This is a genomic window from Pseudomonas sp. LBUM1655, assembly GCF_059716085.1.
In genome coordinates this window covers 141,303-161,405 of the sequence record NZ_CP166801.1, presented here as the reverse complement: position 1 = coordinate 161,405, position 20,103 = coordinate 141,303, and the positions used below count along the sequence as shown (strand labels likewise).

Below are 20,103 nucleotides of genomic sequence, written 5' to 3'. Positions count from 1 at the left end.
GCGAAAGAATATAGCCAAATTATTGACGATCGCATGCGTCAAAACTTGTTTAGCAAATTTTTAAAGTACGTCCAGACTGAATCGGCATCCATGCCATCAGGTCCATGGAAGTCAACTGAACGTGACACCCCGGAGAGTCTTCAATGAGCAGTGTTGTTGCCATCGTCAAAAGCATTGTCGGTCAGGTATTCGTGGTGTCCCCAGAGGGCGTACGTCGCGTACTCGTTGAAGGCGACCGACTGTTTGTCGGCGATCAGATCGACACCGGTCTGTCGGGCGCCGTGTCGCTGGAACTGGCTGATGGCCGCACCCTGGATCTGGGCCGTGAAACCCAGTGGAGCGCCAACGCGCCCGACTCCAGCACTGACCTGGCCGAAGCCACCGCGCAGGCGGCGCCGTCGGTAGAAGAACTGCAGCAAGCCATCGCTGCGGGCGTCGACCCGACTACCGCACTTGAAGCCACCGCTGCCGGCGCAACCGCCGCAGGTACGGGCGGCGCGGCGGGTGGCGGTCACAGCTTCGTGATGCTCGATGCCACGGCGGGCCGCGTTGATCCGACCATTGGTTTCCCTACGGCGGGCATCAACGCTGCGGGCCAAATTGCGCAAGACATCACTGGCGGCCAGACCACCGACACCACCACCAACGCCCTGCGTGAGTCGACCCTGAGCCTCAGCGCCACGCCGACCATCACCGAAGCCGGCGGCGTGCTGGTCTACACCGCGACCCTGACCCAAGCGCCGCTGACCGACCTGACCATCACCCTGTCCAACGGCGCGGTGATCGTGATCCCGGCCGGTTCCACCACCGGCACCGTCAACGTGCCATTGGCGCCGAACGACACCGTTTATAACGACCCGACCCAGATCGACGTGACCGTCACCGGCACCACTGGCGGCAACGGCATCACTGTGACCCCGCCAACCACCCCGGCCACGACTCAGGTCACCGACACCCTCGACACCACCACCGTCACCCTGACGGCCGGCCCGAGCGTCACTGAAGGCGGGCAGATCACCTACACAGCAACCCTGACCAACCCGGCGCAAACCCCGGTGACCGTCACCCTGTCGAACGGTTCGACCATTACCATCGGCGCCGGCCAGACCACCGGCACCGTCAACGTGCCGACCCCGGCCAACGACGTCTATAACAACGGCAGCACCGTCACCACCACCATCACTGGTGCCACGGGCGGTAACTTCGAAAACCTGGTGCCGAACCCGACACCGGCGGTGACCACCATCACCGATTCGATCGATAACACCGGCCTGACCCTGACCGCCACCGGCAGCGTCGTCGAGGGCGGCCAGATCACCTACACCGCGACCCTGACCAACCCGGCGCAAACCCCGGTAACCGTCACCCTGTCGAACGGTTCGACCATCACCATTGGCGCGGGCCAGACTACCGGCACCGTCAACGTGCCGACCGCGCCAAACGACGTCTACAACAATGGCGGCACCGTCAGCACGACGATTACCGGCGCCACAGGTGGCAACTTCGAAAACCTGGTGCCGAACACCACGCCAGCGACCACCACCGTTACCGATTCGATCGACACCACCAGCGTCAGCCTCACCGCGACCGGCACCGTCGTCGAAGGTGGCCAGATCACCTACACCGCAACCCTGACCAACGCTGCGCAAACGCCGGTCACCATTACCCTGTCGAACGGTTCGACCATCACCATTGAAGCCGGCAAAACCAGCGGCAGCGTCAACGTGCCGACGGCGGCCAACGACGTCTACAACAATGGCAGCACCGTCAGCACCACCATCACCGGCGCTACCGGTGGCAACTTTGAAAATCTGGTGCCGAACCCGACGCCAGCGACCACCACCATTACCGACTCGGTCGACACCACTAATCTGTCGCTGAGCGCGACCGGTTCTGTGGCTGAAGGCGGTTCGATCGTTTACACCGCGACCCTGACCAACGCCGCACAAACCCCAGTGACCGTGACCCTGAGCAACGGCTCGGTGATCACCATTGAAGCGGGCAAAACCACTGGCACCGTGACCGTTCCGGCGCCGGCCGATGACGTCTATAAAGACGCCGGCAAAGTTGAAGTGACGATCAAGGACGCCACCGGCGGCAACTTCGAGAACCTCGTTCCGAGCACCACCCCAGCCGTAACCGAAGTGACCGACACCATCGATACTTCGACCGTCAAACTGAGCGCCGATACCTCGGTGTCTGAAGGCGGCACCGTCACTTACACCGCCACCGTTGGCGCGCCAGTGACCGGTTCGCCGGTCGTGGTGACCCTGGCCAATGGTCAAAGCATCACCATCGAAGTCGGTAAAACCACCGGCACCGTGACCTTCACCGCGCCAAACGATGCGTTGACCGGTAATGCACCGCTGAGCAACTCGATCACTGGCGTGTCTGGCGGCAACTACGAAGATCTCGTGGCCGACAAGACCCCGGTTTCGACCACCGTCACCGATACCGTCGACACCACCAATCTGTCCCTGAGCGCGACTGGTTCCGTGGCTGAAGGCGGTTCGATCGTTTACACCGCGACGTTGACCAACGCTGCCGGTTCGCCGGTTACCGTGACGCTGAGCAACGGCTCGGTGATCACCATCGAAGCGGGCAAAACCACCGGCACCGTGACCGTTCCGGCGCCGGCCGATGACGTCTATAAAGACGCCGGCAAAGTAGAAGTGACCATCGACAAGGCCACTGGCGGCAACTTCGAGAACCTGGTTCCGAGCACCACGCCTGCCGTGACCGAAGTGACCGATACCATCGACACTTCGACCGTCAAACTGACTGCAGACACCTCGGTTGCTGAAGGCGGTACCGTCACCTACACCGCCACCGTTGGCGCGCCGGTTACCGGTTCGCCGGTCGTGGTGACCTTGGCCAACGGCCAGAACATCATCATCGAAGTGGGTAAAACCACCGGCACCGTGACCTTCACTGCGCCGAATGATGCGCTGGTTGGCCAGGCTCCAGTGACCAATGCAATCACCAACGTGACGGGCGGCAATTACGAGAATCTCGTTGCCGACAAGACGCCAGTCAGCACCACGGTGACTGACACCACCGACACCACCAATCTGTCGCTGAGCGCGACCGGCTCCGTGGCTGAAGGTGGCCAGATTACTTACACCGCGACCTTGACCAACGCCGCTGGTTCGCCAGTCACCGTGACCCTGAGCAACGGCTCAGTCATCACCATCGAGGCGGGCAAAACCACCGGCACCGTGACCGTTCCGGCACCTGCCGATGACGTCTATAAAGACGCCGGCAAAGTCGAAGTGACCATCAAGGACGCCACTGGCGGCAACTTCGAGAATCTGGTGCCAAGCACCGTTCCAGCCGTTACCGAAGTCACCGACACCGTTGACACCACCAGCGTAAAACTGACCGCCACCGAGTCGGCCGCTGAAGGTGGCACCGTCACCTATACTGCCACTGTGGGCGCGCCAGTGACCGGTTCGCCAGTGACTGTCACCCTGGCCAACGGTCAGAACATCACCATCGAAGTCGGCAAAACCACAGGCACCGTCACCACCACCGCACCGAACGATGCGCTGACTGGCCAAGCCCCACTGACCAACTCGATCACCAACGTCAGCGGCGGTAACTACGAAAACCTCGTGGCCGACAAGACGCCGGTTTCGACCACCGTCACCGACACCGTCGACACCACCAATCTGTCCCTCAGCGCGACCGGCTCCGTGGACGAGGGTGGCTCGATCGTCTACACCGCGACGCTGACCAACGCCGCTGGCTCGCCGGTGACCGTGACCTTGAGCAACGGCTCGGTCATCACCATCGAAGCGGGCAAAACCACTGGCACCGTGACCGTTCCGGCGCCTGCCGATGACGTCTACAAAGACGCCGGCAAAGTTGAAGTGACCATCAAGGACGCCACGGGCGGCAACTTCGAGAATCTGGTGCCAAGCACCGTTCCGGCCGTCACCGACGTCACAGACACCATCGACACCTCGACGGTAAAACTGAGCGCTACCGAAACTGCCGCTGAAGGTGGCACCGTCACCTACACCGCGACTGTTGGCGCGCCGGTGACCGGTTCGCCCGTCGTGGTGACCCTGGCCAACGGCCAGAACATCACCATCGAAGTCGGCAAGACCTCCGGCACCGTCACCACCACTGCACCGAACGACGTATTGGCCGGTCATGCACCGCTGACCAACTCAATCACCAACGTCAGCGGCGGCAATTACGAAAACCTCGTGGCCGACAAAACCCCGGTCAGCACCACCGTCACCGACACCGTCGACACCACCACCGTTTCGCTGACCGCCACCGGCAACGTCAACGAAGGCGGGCAGATCGTCTACACCGCTACGCTGACCAACCCGGCCGGCACCCCGGTGACCGTGACCCTGAGCAACGGCTCGACCATCACCATCGAAGCTGGCAAGACTACCGGCACCGTAACCGTTCCGGCGCCAGCCGATGACGTCTACAAAGATGCCGGCAAAGTCGAAGTGACGATCAAAGAGACCACGGGCGGCAATTTCGAAAACCTGGTGGCCAATCCGACGCCAGCGGTGACCAACGTCGCCGACACCGTCAACACCACGCACCTCACCCTCAGCGCTGAAAGCTATGTGCTCGAAGGCACGTCGATCACCTACACCGCGACCCTGACCAACGCCGCGCAAACCCCGGTGACCGTCAACCTGAGCAATGGCCAGACCATCACCATCGAGGCTGGTAAAACCAGCGGTTCGGTGACCATCGCGGCGCCGAGCGATGACGTCTACAAAGACGTCAGCAAGCTCACCGTGACCATGACCGATGCCACTGGCGGCAACTTCGAGAAGCTCGACGTCAGCAAGACCCCGGTCAGCACCACCGTCAATGACACCGTCGACAAGACCACATTGACCCTGAGCGCCAGCGACACCGTCAGCGAAGGTGGCCAGATTACCTACACCGCGACCCTGAGCAATCCGGCCGGCACCGCCATGACCGTGACCCTGGCCAACGGCGCGGTGATCAACATCGCTGCCGGCGCCACTAGCGGCTCGGTGAACTTCGCAGCGCCGGCGAACACCCCGTACATCGACGGCGGCAAGGTGCAGACCGCGATTGCCAGCCACAGCGGCGGCAACTTCGAGCAGGTCGATGCCAACCGCTCGGCGGTGGTTACCACCGTCACCGACACGGTCGACACCACCAATATCAGCCTGAGCGCCACCGGTTCGGTCGCCGAGGGCGGTTCGATTATCTACACCGCGACCCTGACCAATGCAGCCGGCACGGCCATGACCGTGACCCTGAGCAACGGCGCGGTGATCAACATCGCCAAAGGCGCGACTACCGGCACCGCCACCGTCGCGGCCCCGGCCGATGACGTGTACAAGGACGCCGGCAAAGTCGACGCCAGCATCACCAAGACTACCGGTGGCAACTTCGAAAACCTGGTCGTCGACAAGACACCAGCGGTGACCAACGTCACCGACACCATCGACAACAGCACCGTCTCGCTGACCGCCACCGCCGGCACCGTTGAAGGTGGCGTGGTGGTTTACACCGCATCCGTGACTGCTCCGGTGACCGGTTCGCCGGTTGTCGTGACCCTGTCCAACGGCCAGACCATCACCATCCCGGTCGGCGCCAGCAGCGGCAGCGTCAACTTCACTGCGCCGAACGATGCATTGGCCGGCGGCAACACGCTGAGCGTGAAGATCGACAACGCCAGCGGCGGCAATTACGAGAATCTGGTTGCCGACAAGACGCCGGCCGTGACCTCTGTGACCGACACCGTCGACACCACTAACCTGTCGCTGAGTGCGACCGGCTCCGTGGCCGAGGGCGGTTCGATTGTTTACACCGCGACACTGACCAACCCGGCCGGCACGCCGGTAACCGTGACGCTTTCGAACGGCTCGGTGATCACCATCGAGGCGGGTAAAACCACTGGCACCGTGACTGTTCCTGCGCCTGCCGATGACGTCTATAAAGACGCCGGCAAAGTCGAAGTCACCATCAAAGAAGCTACTGGCGGCAACTTCGAGAATCTGGTTCCAAGCACCACGCCAGCCGTGACCAACGTCACTGACACCATCGACACCTCGACCGTCAAACTGACCGCTACCGAGTCTGCGGCGGAAGGTGGCACCGTCACTTACACCGCGACTGTCGGCGCGCCAGTCACCGGTTCGCCGGTTGTCGTGACCCTGGCCAACGGTCAGAACATCACCATCGAAGTCGGCAAAACCACCGGCACCGTGACCTTCACGGCGCCGAACGATGCATTGACCGGCAATGCGCCGCTGACCAACGCGATCACCGGCGTGACTGGTGGCAACTACGAAAACCTCGTGGCCGACAAAACCCCGGTCAGCACCACCGTGACCGACACCACCGACACCACCAACCTGTCGCTCAGCGCTACCGGTTCGGTGAATGAAGGCGGCCAGATCACCTACACCGCGACCCTCACCAACGCTGCCGGCACGCCAGTGACCGTGACGCTGAGCAACGGCGCCGTGATCACCATCGAGGCCGGTAAAACTACCGGCACCGTGACTGTTGCTGCGCCAGCCGATGACGTCTACAAAGATGCCGGTAAAGTCGAAGCGACTATTTCCACTGCTACCGGCGGCAACTTCGAGAATCTGGTGCCGAGCACTGTGCCGGCGGTGACCACCGTCAACGACACCATCGACACCTCCACCGTATCGCTGACCGCCACCACGAACGTCGCCGAAGGCGAAACCGTGGTCTACACCGCGACCGTGACCGCGCCAGTGACCGGCTCGCCAGTCGTGGTGACGCTGTCCAACGGCCAGACCATCACCATCGCGGTCGGCGAAACCAGTGGCACCGTGAACTTCGTCGCGCCGAACAGCCCACTGGCGGGCGGCAGCTCCCTGAGCGTGACCATCGACGGCGCCACTGGCGGCAACTACGAAAAACTGGCGGTCGACGGCAAGTCCGCCGACACCACCGTGTCGGACACCACCGACACCACCAACCTGAACCTGACCGCGACCGACTCGGTGGCTGAAGGCGGTTCGATCGTTTACACCGCAACGCTGACCAACCCGGCAGGCACGCCGGTAACCGTGACGCTTTCCAATGGCGCCGTGATCACCATCGAGGCCGGTAAAACCACTGGCACCGTGACAGTTCCTGCGCCAACCGATGACGTCTACAAAGACGCCGGCAAGGTCGAGGCGACCATTTCCACGGCAACCGGTGGCAACTTCGAGAATTTGGTGCCGAGCACTGTTCCAGCCGTCACCAACGTCACCGACACCATCGACACCACCACCGTCAAACTGACTGCGACCGAGTCGGCGGCTGAGGGTGGCGCTGTCACCTACACCGCGACTGTTGGCGCGCCGGTAACGGGCTCTCCGGTTGTCGTTACCCTGGCCAATGGTCAGAACATCACCATCGAAGTGGGTAAAACCACAGGCACCGTGACCTTCACCGCGCCGAACGACGCGCTGACTGGCCAAGCGCCGATCACCAACTCGATTACCGGCGTGACTGGCGGCAACTACGAAAACCTCGTTGCCGACAAAACACCGGTTTCGACCAACGTCACCGACACCGTCGACACCACCAACCTGTCGCTCAGCGCGACCGGCTCCGTGGCCGAGGGCGGTTCGATCGTTTACACCGCGACGCTGACCAACGCCGCTGGCTCGCCAGTGACCGTGACGCTGTCGAACGGCGCCGTGATCACCATCGAAGCGGGTAAAACCACTGGCACAGTGACCGTTCCTGCGCCTGCCGATGACGTCTACAAAGACGCCGGTACCGTACAGGCAACTATCACCAACGCCACGGGCGGCAACTTCGAGAACCTGGTGCCGAGCACTGTTCCAGCCGTCACCAACGTCTCCGACACCATCGATACGTCGACGGTCAAACTGACGGCCGATACGTCAGTGGCTGAAGGCGGTACTGTCACTTACACCGCGACGGTTGGCGCGCCAGTCACCGGTTCGCCGGTTGTTGTGACCTTGGCAAATGGTCAGAACATCACCATCGAAGTGGGTAAAACCACCGGCACCGTGACCACCACTGCACCGAACGATGCACTGACCGGTCAGGCGCCGCTGACCAACTCGATCACCGGTGTAACCGGCGGCAATTACGAGAATCTGGTGGCCGACAAGACCCCGATTTCGACCACGGTCACCGATACCGTCGAAACCACCAACCTGTCGCTCAGCGCAACTGGTACCGTGGCCGAGGGTGGTTCGATTGTTTACACCGCAACCCTGACCAACGCGGCCGGCTCGCCAGTCACCGTGACCCTGTCCAACGGCGCCGTGATCACCATTGAGGCCGGTAAAACCACCGGCACGGTGACTGTTCCTGCGCCAGCCGACGACGTTTACAAAGACGCCGGCAAAGTCGAAGCAACCATTTCGACCGCGACCGGTGGCAACTTCGAAAACCTGGTGCCGAGTACCGTACCGGCAGTGACCAACGTCACCGACACCATCGACACCACCACCGTCAAACTGACAGCGACAGAGTCGACTGCTGAGGGTGGCAACGTCACCTACACCGCGACTGTCGGCGCGCCAGTCACTGGCTCGCCGGTCGTCGTAACCCTGGCCAACGGTCAGACGATCACCATTGGCGTTGGCCAGACCACCGGTACTGCGACCACCACGGCTCCAAACGACGCATTGACGGGCCACGCTCCGCTAACCAACTCGATCACTGACGTAACAGGTGGCAACTTCGAGAACCTGGTGGCCGACAAGACCCCGGTTTCGACCAATGTCACCGACACTGTCGACACCACCAATCTCTCGCTGAGCGCGACCGGTACCGTAGCCGAGGGCGGTTCGATTGTTTACACCGCAACCTTGACCAACGCCGCTGGCTCGCCAGTCACCGTGACCCTGTCCAACGGCGCTGTGATCACCATTGAGGCCGGTAAAACCACTGGCACAGTGACCGTTCCTGCGCCTGCCGATGACGTCTACAAAGACGCCGGTACCGTACAGGCGACGATCAGCAACGCCACCGGTGGCAACTTCGAAAACCTCGTGCCAAGCACGACGCCAGCCGTGACCAGCGTTACCGATACCATCGACACCACCACCGTGAAACTGACGGCAACGGCTACTGCGGCAGAGGGCGGCAACGTCGTCTACACCGCCACGGTCGGTGCTCCAGTGACTGGCTCGCCAGTTGTGGTAACGCTGGCCAACGGTCAGACCATCACCATTGGTGTCGGCCAGACCACTGGAACCGCGACCACCACCGCACCAAACGATGCGTTGACCGGTCATGCTCCACTGACCAACGCGATCACCAACGTGACTGGCGGCAACTACGAAAACCTCGTGGCCGACAAAACGCCGGTTTCGACCACCGTCACCGACACCGTCGACACCACCAACCTGTCTCTGAGTGCTACAAATTCGGTTGCAGAGGGTGGCCAGATCACCTACACCGCGACTCTGACCAACGCCGCTGGCTCGCCAGTGACCGTGACCCTGAGCAACGGCTCGGTGATCACTATCGAAGCGGGTAAAACCACCGGCACCGTGACCGTTCCAGCGCCAACCGACGACGTCTACAAAGACGCTGGCACCGTTCAGGCCACGATCACCACCTCCACGGGTGGCAACTTCGAAAACCTGGTGCCGAGCACGACGCCTGCGGTGACCAGCGTTACCGATACCATCGACACCACCACCGTGAAACTGACGGCAACGGCTACTGCGGCAGAGGGCGGCAACGTCGTCTACACCGCAACCGTCGGTGCGCCAGTAACAGGTTCGCCTGTCGTCGTGACTCTGGCCAATGGTCAGAACATCACCATCGAAGTGGGCAAAACCACTGGCACCATCACCACGACTGCACCGAACGATGCGTTGACCGGTCACACGCCACTGACCAACTCGATCACCAACGTGACCGGCGGCAATTACGAGAATCTCGTCGCCGACAAGACTCCGGTCAGCACCACCGTGACTGACACCGTCGACACCACCAATCTGTCGCTCAGCGCTACAGGCTCCGTGGCCGAGGGTGGCTCGATTGTTTATACAGCGACGCTGACCAACGCTGCTGGCTCGCCAGTGACCGTCACCCTGTCGAACGGCGCTGTGATTACCATCGACGCCGGTAAAACCACTGGCACCGTGACTGTTCCTGCTCCATCGGATGACGTCTACAAAGACGCCGGTACCGTTCAGGCAACGATCAGCACCGCCACCGGCGGCAACTTCGAAAACCTCGTGCCAAGCACGACGCCGGCCGTGACCAGCGTTACCGATACCATCGACACCACCACCGTGAAACTAACGGCAACGGCTACTGCGGCAGAGGGCGGCAACGTCGTCTACACCGCCACGGTCGGTGCTCCAGTGACTGGCTCGCCAGTTGTGGTAACGCTGGCCAATGGTCAAACCATCACCATCGGTGTAGGCCAGACCACAGGCACCGCGACCACTACCGCACCAAACGATGCGTTGACCGGCCATGCGCCGCTGACCAATTCGATCACCAACGTGACCGGCGGCAACTACGAAAACCTCGTGGCCGACAAAACCCCGGTCAGCACTAACGTGACCGACACCGTCGACACCACCAATCTGTCGCTGAGCGCGACCGGTTCTGTGGCCGAGGGTGGTTCGATTGTTTACACCGCGACCCTGACCAACGCCGCGGGCTCGCCAGTGACGGTGACGCTGTCGAACGGCGCCGTGATCACTATCGACGCGGGTAAAACCACTGGCACCGTGACCGTTCCAGCACCAACTGACGACGTTTACAAAGACGCCGGCACCGTGCAGGCCACGATCAGCACCGCCACCGGTGGCAACTTCGAAAACCTGGTCCCGAGCACGACGCCTGCGGTGACCAGCGTCACCGACACCATCGACACCACGTCAGTGAAACTGAGCGCAACCGCCACTGCGGCAGAAGGCGGTAACGTCGTCTACACCGCGACCGTGGGCGCGCCAGTGACTGGCTCGCCTGTCGTCGTGACCCTGGCCAATGGTCAGCAGATCACTATCGACATCGGCAAGACCACTGGCACCGTGACCACCACCGCACCGAACGATGCGTTGACTGGCCACACTCCACTGACCAACTCGATCACCAATGTCAGCGGCGGCAACTACGAGAATCTTGTTGCCGACAAGACTCCGGTTTCGACTACCGTCACCGACACAGTCGACACCACCAACCTGTCGCTCAGCGCGACAGGCTCCGTGGCCGAGGGTGGCTCGATTGTCTACACCGCGACACTGACCAACGCCGCTGGTTCGCCAGTGACCGTGACGCTGTCCAATGGCGCAGTCATCACGATTGATGCAGGCAAAACCACTGGCACCGTGACCGTTCCAGCACCAACTGACGACGTTTACAAAGACGCCGGCACCGTGCAGGCCACGATCAGCACCGCCACCGGTGGCAACTTCGAAAACCTGGTCCCGAGCACGACGCCAGCCGTGACCAGCGTCACCGATACCATCGACACCACCACCGTCAGACTGACCGCAACCGGTACAACGGCCGAGGGTGGCACTGTCACTTACACCGCCACTGTGGGCGCTCCAGTCACCGGCTCGCCAGTCACCGTGACCCTGGCCAACGGTCAGAACATCACTATCGAAGTCGGCAAAACCACAGGCACCGCGACCACTACCGCACCAAACGATGCGTTGACCGGCCACGCGCCGCTGACCAACTCGATCACCAACGTGACTGGCGGTAACTACGAGAATCTCGTCGCCGACAAGACTCCGGTCAGCACCACCGTGACCGATACCGTCGACACCACCAACCTGACGCTGAGCGCCACGGGCACCGTGGCCGAAGGTGGACAGATCACCTACACCGCGACCCTGACCAACGCTGCTGGTTCGCCAGTGACCGTGACGCTGTCGAACGGCTCGGTGATCACCATCGAAGCGGGCAAAACCACGGGCACCGTGACCGTCCCGGCTCCGGCTGACGACGTCTACAAAGACGCCGGCTCCGTGCAGGCGAGCATCACCGGCACCAGCGGCGGCGGCTTTGAAAACCTGGTAACCAGCAACACACCAGCCGTGACCAGCGTCACCGACACCGTCGACACCACCACGGTCAGCATCACCGGCAGCACTTCGGTGACCGAAGGCCAGACCGCCAGCTACACCGTCAGCCTGAACCACCCGGCGCAAACCGAAGTGACCCTGAAAATCGTCTACAGCGGTACCGCTGCCGACGGTTCGGACTTCACTGGCGTGTACACCGTGAAAATCCCGGCAGGCGCCAGCAGTGCGCAGTTCAACGTCGCGACCATCAATGACAAGATCACCGAAGGTACCGAGAACTTCGTGGTCAAGATCGACTCAGCCACCGGTGGCAACTTCGAGAACCTCGCAGTCAGCGGCACCAATGGCAGCGTCAGCACCTCGATCATCGACAACGATGCGCCACCGGTCATCGATCTGGACGCCAACAACTCCAGCGGTGCAACCGGTGCCGACTACAAGGTGACCTTCACCGAAAACACTCCGGGCGCGGGTGTGTCGATTGCCGACACCGATATCAGAATCACCGACCCGGACAGCACCATGCTGACTGGCGCGACTGTGGTGCTGACCAATCGTCAGGACGGCGATGCGCTGAACCTGGGCAACAGCGTCAATGGCATCACCATCAATGCCAACAGCACCAACGGCACGGTGACCCTGACCCTGTCGGGCAACGCGACACTGGCCGACTACATGCAGGCCATCAAGAACATCAGCTTCACCAACAGCAGTGAAGACCCGAGCACTGTGCCGCGAATCATCACCGTGACCGTGACTGACGGTGGTAACTACTCCAACACCGCGACCACCACGGTCAACGTGGTGGCAGTCAACGACGCGCCAGTCGCAGCGCCAGTCAACGTCACCGGCACCGAAGACACCCCGCTGATCCTCGGCTGGTCGACCTTTGGTGTGACCGACGTCGACAGCCCGGCCAGCAGCCTCGGGGTGAAAATCACCCAGCTGCCGGGCGAAGGCAAACTGCAGTACCTGGACGGTTCGACCTGGAAAGACGTCGCCAACAACCAGACCTTCAGCAAGGCTGACATCGACGCCGGCAAACTGCGCTTCATGCCGGATGCCAACGAGTCGGGCGTGAACGGTTACGGCGGCACCGGCCTGGGCAACAACCAGGCTGACTACGCGCAGATCAAGTTCCAGCCAACCGACGGCCAACTGCTGGGCAACACCGGCACCGTGAAGATCGACATCACGCCAGTGGCGGATGCCCCGACCGTGAGCGTGGCCGACAACAGCGTGAAGTCCACCGGGCTGATCAAGGAAGTCTGGACCGGTCTGTCGGGTCTGGGCACCAACGGCAACGGCGCGGATTCGACCACGCTGAAAAACGTGATCGACGGCGCCGGCACACCGAACTCCAGCGGCACCGTGAACAACGTGCAGTCGGACGGCAGCGTGACCGCCGGTACCGCCTCGAAAACGTCGGGCCTGATCTATCTGGAAGCCGGCAAGACCTACACCTTCAGCGGTGTCGGCGATGACAGCTTGCTGGTCACCATCGGCGGCAAGAACGTGGCCTCGATCACGTGGGGCGCGGGCGGTAACCTCAATGGTTCGTTCACTCCGACCACCAGCGGCTACTACACCCTGGACATCTACCACCACAACCAGAGCGGCCCGGGCAGCTACGACGTCAACCTGTCGATCAACGGCGGCGCAGCAGTCGACCTGAGCAGCGCCGGCGTGCCGATCTACACCGGCGTGAAGGATCTGGTGAATGCCGGTGTGACTGTCTCCGATCTGCACGGCACTAACGGCGAAGGCTATTACGACGGCTACAAGCTCAACACTGGCGCCGAAGGCACCACGGTGAAACTGTCGGCAGTCTCCACCGCGCTGACCGACACCGACGGCTCGGAAACCCTGAGCGTGAAGATCAGCGGCGCGCCGGTCGGTTCGGTGCTGAGCGACGGCGCAGGCCACAGCTTCACCGTCACCGCGAGCAATGGCGAAGCCAACGTCACCGGCTGGAACCTCGGCAGCCTGACCGTGACCCCGCCGACCTACTACAACGGCCAGTTCAATCTGACCGTCACCTCGACTTCCACCGAAGCGGTGGGCGGTTCGGCGAGCAGCACAGCGACCATTCCGGTCACCGTGGTGCCGGCGGTCTACAACGCCGTGACCGCGACTTCAGGTGACGACACCGTCACCGGGACTGACGGCAACGACATCGTCGTGGCTGACATCGGCGGTCTGACCGTGGTGCCTGGCACCAACTACAACATCGCGTTCATGGTCGACAGCTCGGGCAGCATGAGCACTTCGTCGCTCAACGCCGCGAAGGACTCGCTGACTTCGGTGTTCAACACCCTCAAGCAAAGCTTGGGCGGCAGCAACTCGGGCACGGTGAACATCTTCCTGGTGGACTTCGATACCCAGGTCAAACAGTCGGTGTCGGTGAACCTCAACGACCCTAACGCCCTGACCAAACTCAAGGCAGTGCTGGACTCGATGACGTCCGGCGGTGGCACAAACTACGAGGACGTGTTCAAGACCACGGCCAACTTCTTCCAGAGCGCTGAAGCGGTGGCCAACACCGGTGCGAAGAACCTCACGTACTTCATTACCGATGGTCAGCCGACCTACTACCAGAGCAGCGAGTCGACCAACCCGTACCTGTACGGCAACAAAACCCTCGACAGCCTGATCACCACCAGCAACTACAAATTGGGCACAGCCGTCAGTCTGTATCCAGACAGCACGCACCAGATCGATATCAGTGCAACGGGGTCCGTGACGGTCTGGAGCAAGTCGGGCAGCAACTGGTCGTCCCAGACCTTCGGCACGCTGCACGCTCAGGGCGACGGCACCTATGAGTTCTCCAACCTCTCGGGTACCGGCAGCAGCACCACTACGGCCACCACCGACAACTCGACGAGCAGCTTCGCATTGCTCAGCGGTCTGTCGAACGTTGAAGCCATCGGCCTCAACAGCGGCGTCAGCCTCAACGACCTGAAACCGTACGATTCGGACAAGACGCCGCAGACCAACATCGATCCGAAAGATCTGGCCAATTCGATCATCGGCCACACCGAAGCGACGATGCCGGGCAACGACACCGTCAGCGGTGGCGACGGCAACGACATCCTGTTTGGCGATCTGGTGAGCTTCAACGGCATTGCCGGTGAGGGTTATCAGGCGATGCAGGCGTTCGTGGCCAAGGAAACCGGCGTCGACGTCAGCAAAGTCACCACCAGCAACGTGCACCAGTACGTCACCGAGCACTATCAGGCGTTCGATGTGTCCGGTGCGCATGACGGCAACGACACCCTGCTGGGCGGCGCGGGCAATGACATCCTGTTCGGCTCGGGCGGCAACGACCTGCTCGACGGCGGCAAAGGCAATGACATCCTGCTCGGCGGCACCGGCAACGACACATTGATCGGCGGCCAGGGCAACGACATCCTGATCGGTGGTTCGGGTGGTGACACCTTTGTCTGGAAATCGGGCGACACCGGCACTGATGTGATCAAGGACTTCAAGGCTGCCGAAGGTGACCGTATCGACCTGCGTGATCTGTTGCAGGGCGAAACCGGCAGCACCATCGACAACTTCCTGAAGATCACCACGGTCGATGGCGTGTCGTCGCTGCAAGTCAGCTCGGGCGGCAAGTTCAACTCGGCCGACGCCGCTGCTGCAACACCGGACGTGACGATCAAACTGGAAGGCAACAACTGGTCGAGCGCCAACATTCACAACCTGATTGCCGGCAGCGACCCGACCATCAAGGTCGACCACAACAACAGCTGATCCGTGAACAACGGCCGCCCTTATGGGGCGGCCGTCACGTTTGCGCCCGGCGAAGCGGTGACGATTTCATCGCCGCACCGCATACTTGCGCGCAGTTGGCTATGCTGCTGACAGCATGACGCTGGTTCATTTCCGAGGGATGCTCAATGTTTTACGTGCAACGCGATGCGCAAGGCCAGTTGATTCGCGTGGAAGCCGCAGCGTACGCCGAGGCCACGGAAACGCTGCCGGCCGATCACCATGAAATCCAGGCGTGGTACGCCAACGAAGCCGTGGAAAACAGCCTCAAACAGCTCAAGCAGAGCGACTTTGAAATGATTCGGGTACTCGACGACCTGATTCAGGTGCTGACCCAGAAAGGCGTGATCCGCGTCACCGACCTGCCGCCAGCGGCGCAGGCCAAATTGATGGATCGGACCCAGGCGCGGGAAGCGTTGGGTGGGTTGAGCCAGCTCATTGATGAAGATGAAGGCGGCTTGATCTGACCCGGGACCTTGGGTGACTGGACTGACCCTTTCGCGAGCAGGCTCGCTCCCACATTGGAATGCATTTCAGATGTGGGAGCGAGCCTGCTCGCGAAGGCGGCATCACTGACACCACCGCACTAAAAGATTACTTCCAGGGCTTGGGCTCACCGAACAACTGTCCCTGAACCCCATACAGGCCCATCTCGCGAATCACCGACAACTCCCCTTCCGTTTCGACCCGTTCGGCAATCAACGGCAGATCAATGCTGTGCGCCGCCCGCTGGATCGCCTCGATGAACAGACGCTTGTCACTTTCCTGATCAATCGCGCGAATGTAGCTGCCATCGATCTTCAAGTACGCCAGCCCCAGCCGCGCCAAGTTGCCGATCATGCTGAAGCGCCCGCCGAAGCGCTGCAGGCTCAGCGAGAAACCAAGTTCACGCAGACGCCGGGTCAACTGCTCCAGCACCGCTTGTTCCGGCAATTGCTCTTCGCCGATTTCCAGGGTCAGGCGTTCGCCGAGATTGGAATGTGCGCGCAGGATCTCGAACACTTTGTTCAACGCCTGCGGATCGGCCAGGGTTGCCGAGGACAGGTTCAGCGCCAGCGAATCTTCATGTTCTTTCATCTGCTCCAGCACGCGTTCGAGCATCAAGCGATCCAGTCGCGCGGTCCAGCCAAAGCGTTCCAGCCACGGCAGGAAACGCCCGGCGGGAATGGTCTGGCCCTGATCATCGAGCAAGCGCGACAACACCTTGTAATGCAGCACCAGTTGCGTGTCCTGAGCGGCCACCACCGGCTGGAAATACAGTTCAAAACGCTGCTGACTCAACGCCTGATCGAGCAAGCGATGCCAGGCGTGGTGATCGTCGCCGACATCCGCCGTGAGGCTTTGATCAATGCACGCCCAATTCTGCTCGCCCTGCCCTTCAGCTTGCGCCAGCGCCTGATCGCCGAGCGTCAGCACCGCTTGCGGCGAGTCGCCGTGAACAAATGGCGCCAGGCCGATAGAGGCCACCGCCGGCACATCTGTCGCGCCCGTGGCGTGCAGACTGCTCAGCGCACTGTCGAGGTTCTGCGCCAGTTGCAGCGCTTCCTCGCGCACCAGCCCCGGCGCCAGCACGGCGAATTCACCGCCGCGAATACGGGTGACGAGGTTCTGGGTTTCCGGGTACTTCGCGCACTCGCGGGACAGTTGCTCGCCGACCGCTTTCAGCAGTTCGTCGGTGCGCTGACCGCCAAGCCGCTGGTTGAGCCCGGCCAGATCCTTGACCCGCAACAGCAGCAGGTAACCGGAACTGGCCTGCTCCGGATTGCTCACCCGATTGTTCAGCTGCATTTCGAAATAGCGCCGGTTGGCCAAACCGGTGAGGTTGTCCTGATAGGATTCGGCGCGCAGTTTTTCACTGCGCTCGGCCTGCTCCTGAAACAGCGCCTTGAGCTTCTCGACCATCTGATTCATGGCCAGCACCACGCGCCGCAACTCCGGCGTGCGCGGCAGCTCCGGCAGGCTGAGAAATTCGCGACGGGCGATGGCGTGGGACTGCTTGACCATGTAATCCAGCGGCTTCAACTGCCGGCGCAGCAGCAACGCACCGAGGACGGCACTCAGCGCGCCGCAGATCAGCAACCAGCCAAGGCTGCCCAGCGCGCTCTGCCACAGCTTGGCCACGGCAAACATCGGATGGCTGACCACCTCGACCCGCGCCGCCTGTTCCCAGCCACGGCTGACCAGCGCATCGCCACCAGCCGGTTCCAGACCGATCAGGTTGACGAACCAGTCCGGCACATTAGTGACCGCCGGAATGCCATTGCGCTCGACGATGGTCTGGTCGGTCTTCAGATCGACCACGCGGATGCTCGCGTAATAACCACTGTCAAAAATCGAACTGACCAGCAGCTCGACCATCGCCGGGTCGTCGATATTCGGCGTCAGCGACAACGCCAGCGCCGTGGCGGCGTCCTGGGCGTGGGAGCGCAACTGATTGACGTACTGGGTGCGCGAGCTCTCCAGACTGACCATGAAGCTGCCGGTGAAGGCGACCACCAGGAACAGACAGATAGCGATCAACAGCTGTTTGAACAAAGACATCTGAGCGCGTGCTCCTAGTTAATCGACTCGACCGGAAAACCTTCGGCCTGCATTTTTTTCAACACATCCTGCCAGCGCGACAGGCGTTTAGTGTCTCCGACCTTTTTGTTGCCTTTGGCACCCGGCAGATAAAGACCTTCTGCATTGAAAGAGTAGACCGGCAGCAAATCGGTTCGCTGGGCCGCCGGCTGGATCGGATCGATCAGACTGTCGAGCACCAATGGCATGGCATCGGGAGTGGCATAGTACGTCAGCACCATGTGCGCGCGGTTCTGGCGCAGGGCCTTGACGTAGGTGATGCGCAGCTTGTCACTGGATACCCCGAGATGGCGCAGGCTGAAATACTTGGCGATCGCATAGTCTTCGCAGTCGCCGGCACCTTTCCACAAGGCTTCGATAGGGGTTTCCCAATAGTCGACCTCGTGCCACAGGTCGATATCCTCGACGTAACGCACCTGCTTGTTGAAAAACAGGTTAACCACTTTGAGCTTTTCCATCTCGCCGACCTGTTTCTGCGTGGCCAGCAGATTTTGCCACGCATCGATTCGCTGCTGCCCGGCGCCCAGTGGTCCATAAAGTGCTGTAGCTTTGCGACTGATCGCGGAAAAATCCCAATCGGCATGCAGACCGCCCAGCATGACGCCGGCCAGCAACAGTGCGCAGCCTAGCCAGCGCAGAGTCCGGGGGATCGCGAAACATACCGCCACAGCAGGTTTCCAGAGGCAGGAAGGAAGGAAAGCGTTTGATGGTGAAGCTTAGCCCGGTAAAAAACAATGGCACCATGAGATCATCGCGACCGCGCTAAACTGATGAAGGCACTGAACCGTTACACGGTTTGACAACCTGTAGAGCAATCACTAGTGTCCTTTGGATCCAAATCAAGCCGACATACAGGGTGCGTAGTCGTGACACAGAAGCCCAAACCGCTGCACAGCATCAAAGTCGACGGGCCGATTCCCGCACACTTGGCTCGGTCCGTCATCGAAGAAACCTTGCGCGCCGCCATCCTTGATGGGCGTTTGCCATGCGGCACAGCGTTGCGCCAGCAGGATCTGGCCGATCTGTTCGGGGTCAGTCGCATGCCCGTGCGCGAAGCCTTGCGCCAGCTCGAAGCGCAGGAATTGTTAAGCGTCACCACGCACAAAGGCGCCGTGGTTGCGCCGCTGATCCAGGGCGATGCCACGGAAACCTACGAGTTGCGGATCCTGCTAGAGTCCGAAGCCATGCGTCAGTCCATTCCGCGACTGACCGCTGCCGATCACGCACAGGCAGCGAGTTATATCGAAGAGCTCGAGGCCCAACACGATTACACGGAAATCGGCCGGCTAAACCGCTTGTTCCACATGGCGCTGTACAAAAAGGCACCCAACCAGCGTCTGCTGCGGCTGGTCGAAGAGGGTCTCAACGAGGAGGAGCGTTTCCTGCGCTTCAATCTCGAAGCCATGGGCCTGGGCAAGCTGTCCCAAGAGGACCACCGCGCGATGCTGCAAGCGGTCATCGAGCGTGATGTCGAACACTCGATCACATTGCTCGAACAACACCTCAACCGCGGCGTTGAGGTCATCACCCGCTATCTCGCCAGCCCTGCCGCCCAAAGCCGCAAAGCCGCGCGCTGAAACTTCCACGCCGGGATCAGACCACTGCGTCCGCCCGGCGAATAACCCACTTACAAATCCCCCGTTCCCCGGCCACGAATCCACTGGCATATCCACATCTTCGCTCTAACCTCCCTGCGCCAATCAGCCCGATATTTGCACCCTTCTCG

5 protein-coding genes are annotated in these 20,103 nt (G+C 61.5%); 3 read left to right on the top strand and 2 right to left on the bottom strand.

All coding sequences use genetic code 11. From position 1 onward, the window contains the following. Positions 1-143 precede the first annotated feature (143 nt). Both ACA074_RS00690 and ACA074_RS00685 read left to right on the top strand, forming a co-directional pair. A complete protein-coding gene (locus ACA074_RS00690; protein ID WP_497678249.1) occupies positions 144-15,779 on the top strand; it encodes a LapA family giant adhesin in 15,636 nt (5,211 codons plus the stop codon). A 146-nt stretch (positions 15,780-15,925) separates the two neighbouring features. Beyond that, complete coding sequence (locus tag ACA074_RS00685) at positions 15,926-16,264, top strand: hypothetical protein (protein ID WP_038369138.1); 339 nt, start codon at positions 15,926-15,928, stop codon at positions 16,262-16,264. Positions 16,265-16,391: 127 nt separating this feature from the next. On the opposite strand, the gene lapD is transcribed toward ACA074_RS00685, so the two are convergent. Continuing rightward, on the bottom strand, positions 16,392-18,338 hold the full coding sequence (gene lapD / locus ACA074_RS00680; protein WP_187680323.1) for a cyclic di-GMP receptor LapD: 1,947 nt from the start codon (positions 18,336-18,338) through the stop codon (positions 16,392-16,394). Positions 18,339-18,352: 14 nt separating this feature from the next. After that, positions 18,353-19,045, bottom strand: a complete 693-nt coding sequence (lapG, locus tag ACA074_RS00675; RefSeq protein ID WP_187680324.1) for a cysteine protease LapG — start codon at positions 19,043-19,045, stop codon at positions 18,353-18,355. Between the two features lie 198 nt (positions 19,046-19,243). Here lapG and ACA074_RS00670 point away from each other — a divergent pair, with 198 nt between their 5' ends. Continuing rightward, positions 19,244-19,954 carry a GntR family transcriptional regulator gene (locus tag ACA074_RS00670; protein WP_401264649.1) on the top strand — a complete coding sequence of 237 codons (711 nt, stop codon included), beginning with the start codon at positions 19,244-19,246 and terminating at the stop codon, positions 19,952-19,954. Positions 19,955-20,103: the final 149 nt, after the last annotated feature.